The sequence below is a fragment of the Rudaea sp. genome (genome assembly GCF_036560865.1).
GTDB lineage: Bacteria > Pseudomonadota > Gammaproteobacteria > Xanthomonadales > Rhodanobacteraceae > Rudaea.
Genome location: NZ_DATBQK010000147.1, coordinates 1 through 4,723, shown reverse-complemented (window position 1 = coordinate 4,723; position 4,723 = coordinate 1). Strand labels below are relative to the sequence as shown.

The 4,723-nt window shown below is 62.5% G+C and carries 4 protein-coding genes; 2 read left to right on the top strand and 2 right to left on the bottom strand.

The window, feature by feature from the left end:
- Nucleotides 1-1,442: S9 family peptidase (locus tag VIE67_RS14205; protein ID WP_332027105.1), on the bottom strand; the 1,442-nt coding region annotated here is incomplete at its 3' end.
- 160 nt (nt 1,443-1,602) lie between these two features.
- Here VIE67_RS14205 and VIE67_RS14200 point away from each other — a divergent pair.
- Nucleotides 1,603-2,064, top strand: coding sequence for a hypothetical protein (locus VIE67_RS14200; protein ID WP_332027104.1), 462 nt, complete (start codon nt 1,603-1,605; stop codon nt 2,062-2,064).
- A 134-nt stretch (nt 2,065-2,198) separates the two neighbouring features.
- Nucleotides 2,199-3,218 carry a class I fructose-bisphosphate aldolase gene (locus VIE67_RS14195; protein WP_332027103.1) on the top strand — a complete coding sequence of 340 codons (1,020 nt, stop codon included), beginning with the start codon at nt 2,199-2,201 and terminating at the stop codon, nt 3,216-3,218.
- A gap of 149 nt (nt 3,219-3,367) precedes the next feature.
- Here VIE67_RS14195 and VIE67_RS14190 read toward each other — a convergent pair.
- A partial coding sequence (locus VIE67_RS14190) for a PKD domain-containing protein (RefSeq protein WP_332027102.1) occupies nt 3,368-4,723 on the bottom strand: 1,356 nt, incomplete at its 5' end.

Below are 4,723 nucleotides of genomic sequence, written 5' to 3'. Positions count from 1 at the left end.
GCGTACAGCTGCGTTTCGGGCGCAAAGCGTGGGCCGTAGTTGGCAAACGGCCCGCCGTGAATTTCCAGCAGTAGCGGATACGACTTGGCCGGATCGAAGCGCGGTGGCTTGACGATCCAACCCTGGATCGTGCGGCCGTCGGCCGACGACTTGACGTTGATCTCCTCGACCTTGCCGAGCGTCTTGTGCTCGAGCAGGTTCGCGTCGAGGTCGGTGAGCTTTTTCGACTTCGCACCCTGCGCGACGATCGCGACATCGGGCGGATGCTGCACGTCGCCGCGGGTATAGGCGACGCGGCCCGCAGCGCCCGACATCGCACCGCCCGAGTATGGCCGGCCGATCTGCGTGCCACCGAAATCGTCGGCGACGACGTCGATCTTGCCGCCGTGTGCGCCGACGTGTGCGACCTTGGTGATGCCGTGATCGTCGTAGGCGAAATACAGCGCGCCGTTGCCATCCCATGCGGGCTGCTCGACATCGATATCGGCGTCGGCGGTCAGCGCGTTCGACTTGCCGTTCGCGAGATCGAGCACGTAGAGGTGCGAAGCCTGATACGGATGCATCTTGTCGTCGAAACCCAGATACGCGAGATGCGTACCGTCGGGCGAGATGACCGGATTGTGGTCCGGACCTTTGCGCTCGGTGAGCCGGGTCAGCGCGCCGCTGTCGACAGCGACGCGATAGAGCTCGCTTTCGAGCGGCTCGCGCTCCCAGTCGTCGTCGAGATTGGCCGACACGAACACGCTTTTGCCGTCGCGCGCCCATGCGATCGGCCCTGCGAAATCGTGTTTGCCCGCCGACACTTCGCGCGCCGCACCGCCGTCGGCGGAGACAACGAACACGTGCGCGTAACCTGGGTCGACATAGCCGCCGCCGTCGATGCGATAGGTGAGGCGGTCGATCAGCTTCACCGATTCGGCCCATTCCGCGCCTTTCGGCGCGGGCGGCAGCTTCGCCAGTGGCGCATCCTGCACGGGTACATGCTGGGTGAACGCGATCCAGCGTCCATCCGGCGACCACGACAGGTTGCCGGGCCCCTCGGTCAGATGCGTGATCGCGCTCGTCGCGCCCGAGTCCAGCCACAACACATGGATCTGCGCTTTGCCCTCACTTGCGCTGATATAGGCGATGCGCTTGCCGTCGGGCGACCACGCGGCGCCGCCCTGATCGCCACTGTCCGAGACGAGCGCACGCTGGCCGCGGCCTTCGCTGTCGACCAACCACAGGCTCGAGCGCTTGCGATCCTTCATGATGTCGAAGCGCTTGCGTTCGTAGACGACGAAACGGCCGTCCGGCGACAGCTGCGGATGATCGGCCCATTCGAGCTTGAACACATCGAGCGGCGCAAAAATTTCCGGATCGGCCGGTGCGCTCACTGGCTCGGCGCCCGTGGCCGTAGCGGCGACGACGAGCAGGGCGGCGCTGAGCGCGAGTGCGTGCATGGCGATTTTCCGTGGCGGGTGAGGCCGCATTCTGCCACGCCTGAACAATGCGGCGGTGCTTCCTGCATGGCGGGCAACGGGATCGCGCAGTTCCGGGAACCCGGCGGCTTGCGTATGATCCAAGTTATCGTCTGCCGGCATCGGCCATGGAGATCGCATCATGAACTTGTCCTCTTGTGCTTTAGCCCTGGGCCTGGTCGTTTTTTCCGGCGCGGTGCTGGCCGGCGAACGGCCACATCTAGTGAAGGTCGCAGATCTGCCCAAATGGTGGGTGGTGGCGCATGCGGACGACGCGCAAGTGCCCCCAAACGGGAAAAATCTCACCGCACCGACTTGCGCTGCGGTATCGTTCCGTATCAATCGCGGCGGCGCCATCGGTGATGTCAAACTTGAGAAAATCGTTCCGGAAGGCGATTTGAGTCAAGTCGCGGTCAGCAGCATTCGCGCACTGCACTACGTCGCGGCCGCGCAGAACGTCGGCAAGGATCCCGTCTACACCTATCAAATACTGTTGTTCAATGCGCCGGACGTGAAGGCCAATCCCGGGCTGTTCGCGGAAAAGCAGCGTATCTACGACCAATGCAAGCTCGAGGACTTCAAGCTGCCGGCAAGCTTGATGTAATCGATGATCGTCGCCTGTTCCGGTCCCGACACAGCGGATTTCGGCAGCGGATATTGAAGTGGCCTATAATCTCCGGCCCCGACGACGGGTCGGGCGCTTGCGCTTTGCGCACGAATTCGTTTCAGGAGTCACCCATGAGTATCGAAGAACTGGAAGTTATCGCCCAGGCGATGGTTGCGCCGGGCAAGGGCATCATCGCGATCGACGAATCGAACGCCACGATCAAGAAGCGCTTCGATTCGGTCAAGATCGAAAGCACCGAGGAAAACCGCCGCGCCTATCGCGAAATGCTGCTGACGGCGCCCAAGCTCAGCGAACATATTTCCGGCGCGATCCTGTATGACGAAACCATTCGTCAGTCGACCAAGGCCGGCGTGCCCTTCACCAAGGTCATGCTCGACAACGGCATTCTGCCGGGCATCAAGGTCGACAAGGGTGCGCAGGCGCTGGCCGGGTTTCCCGGCGAGCTGATCACCGAAGGCCTCGACGGCCTGCGCGATCGCCTCGCTGAATACGCCAGGCTCGGCGCCAAGTTCGCCAAGTGGCGCGCGGTCATCACGATCGGCGAGGACATGCCGAGCGGCACCTGCATCGAAGCCAATTGCCATGCGCTCGCGCGCTATGCGGCGCTGTGCCAGGAAGCGGGCATCGTGCCGATGGTCGAACCCGAAATCCTGATGGACGGCGATCACGATATCGAAGTGTGCTACGACGTGACCGAGGCGACCTTGCGTTCGCTGTTCGGTTCTCTGTACGAGCAGAACGTCATGCTCGAAGGCACCATCCTCAAGGCGAGCATGGTGATTTCCGGCAAGAGCTGCCCCGAACAGGCCAGCGTCGACGAGGTTGCCGAAGCGACCGTGCGCTGCCTGAAATCCTCCGTACCGACCCTGCTGCCCGGCATCGTGTTTCTTTCCGGCGGACAATCCGACGAACAATCCACCGCGCATCTGAATGCGATGAACCAGATGGGTCCGCATCCGTGGCCGTTGAGTTTCAGCTACGGCCGCGCGATGCAATCGGCGGCGCTCAAGCTGTGGTCGAAAGATCTGGTCAAGAACTTCGCCGAGGCGCAGAAGATCGTGTCTTCGCGCGCGAAAGAGAACGGCCTCGCCGCGCTTGGCCAGTGGCACAAGGCGGCCAAAGCCGCATAGTTCTCACTGCCGTAAAATGTCGCAAACAAACGGAAGCTTCCCGGTTCCGTTGGTTTAGGACCGTTCAAAAAAGAGGGCCGCTTGTGCGGCCCTCTTTAATGATTGCTTTCACACCATCAGGCGATGCGCTTGATGACACCAGATCATCATCAATGCTTCCTGACCGTTACCGTCTTCGTAGCTGAGCTGTTCGCGTTATTGCTGTCGGTCACTTTCTCGGTCACCGAATAGCTGCCCGGCGCACTATAGGTATGGCTCGGATTGGTCGCGGTCGACGTGCCGCCGTCGCCGAAGGTCCAAACGTGAGCGTTGATCGTGCCGCTGCTGTCGGTCGAACTGTCGGTGAACGTGACCACAAGACGACTCGCCACGTAGCCGAAACTGGCCGTCGGACCGCCGCCACCGCCACCGCCGCCGGTGACGACCACATGGGATATATCGCACCGGTTCGTATCGTTCGACCAGGTGCTTTGCATTGCAAACGTACCGGTAGCCATGACCACGTTGGCGCTGGCGCCTTGACCGGAGGAAATCCACGCGCATTCGTCGGCGTTTTCCTGACCGCTGCTGTGATTGGTCCAACCGCCGGCCGGGTTCTGGTCGGTGATGGTCTCGGCGTATTCATGGCCATTGACGATCGAGAAGCCGTCCAGGTTACCTGCTGCGCCCGCATTTACGAAGTTCTGGCCGCAACTGGCGCCGAGATCGAGCACGTAGGGCATATTCGTGAACGCCACGTCGCCCACCGTCGAGGACGCACCGACATCGCCGTTCCAATCGTGCCACGCACAAAAACTGCCGCTGGCACCGAAGCCATCCGGATGCGTGCCGGACGGCGACAGGATCACGTACTGCGCGAAACGGTTCGATGCGGGCGTGGTGTTGCCGAAGTGTGTTGCGGCCTTGACCGCCTCCTGTCCGAGCTGCAGAGCAGTGGCTTGCGTCGGCGAAGCCACCGAATTGTCGTACCAGATACCGGCAAATGCGCCAGTAGGGGCGGGATATCCGACATGCGTTGCGCCGGTGGACGGGCACGTCGTTGCGTTCGTCGCAACGCCGGGGCCGTCGCAGTACTGCGTCATCACACCGGACCACAACTCATTGTTCGTGCCGACGCCCTTGAAGACATTTTGCAGATATGGCACGGCGCCGCCGGCGTCGTTGGACAGCGTCACATTACCGCTGCTGTCGGTACCAATCGTTCCCCATTGGCTACCGTAGACGACCAGATAGACCTTCGGCGTGCCGCTGGTGACGCCGATGCCGTCGACTCCGCCGCCGTAGGCGAGCGTCTTTGAGGCAGTGCGGCCGCCCGGGCTGGCATGGCTCGTGGCCCACTCTTTCATATGTTGCCAGGCCTCCTGCGTGGGCGCTGGCCCATGGCGATACGGATGTCCGGCAGCCGGAGAATAGGGGTTCTCATCGTTGCCGGCGGCGAACCCCGTGCCGACTGCAAGGCAGCCGAACGTGAGCGCCACAGCGGCCGCAATGACGGATGTAGCGGT

Coding starts and splice junctions, on each gene's coding strand:
- VIE67_RS14200 (WP_332027104.1), top strand. CDS start 1,603: ATGAACTTGTCCTCTTGTGCTTTAGCCCTGGGCCTGGTCGTTTTTTCC.
- VIE67_RS14195 (WP_332027103.1), top strand. CDS start 2,199: ATGAGTATCGAAGAACTGGAAGTTATCGCCCAGGCGATGGTTGCGCCG.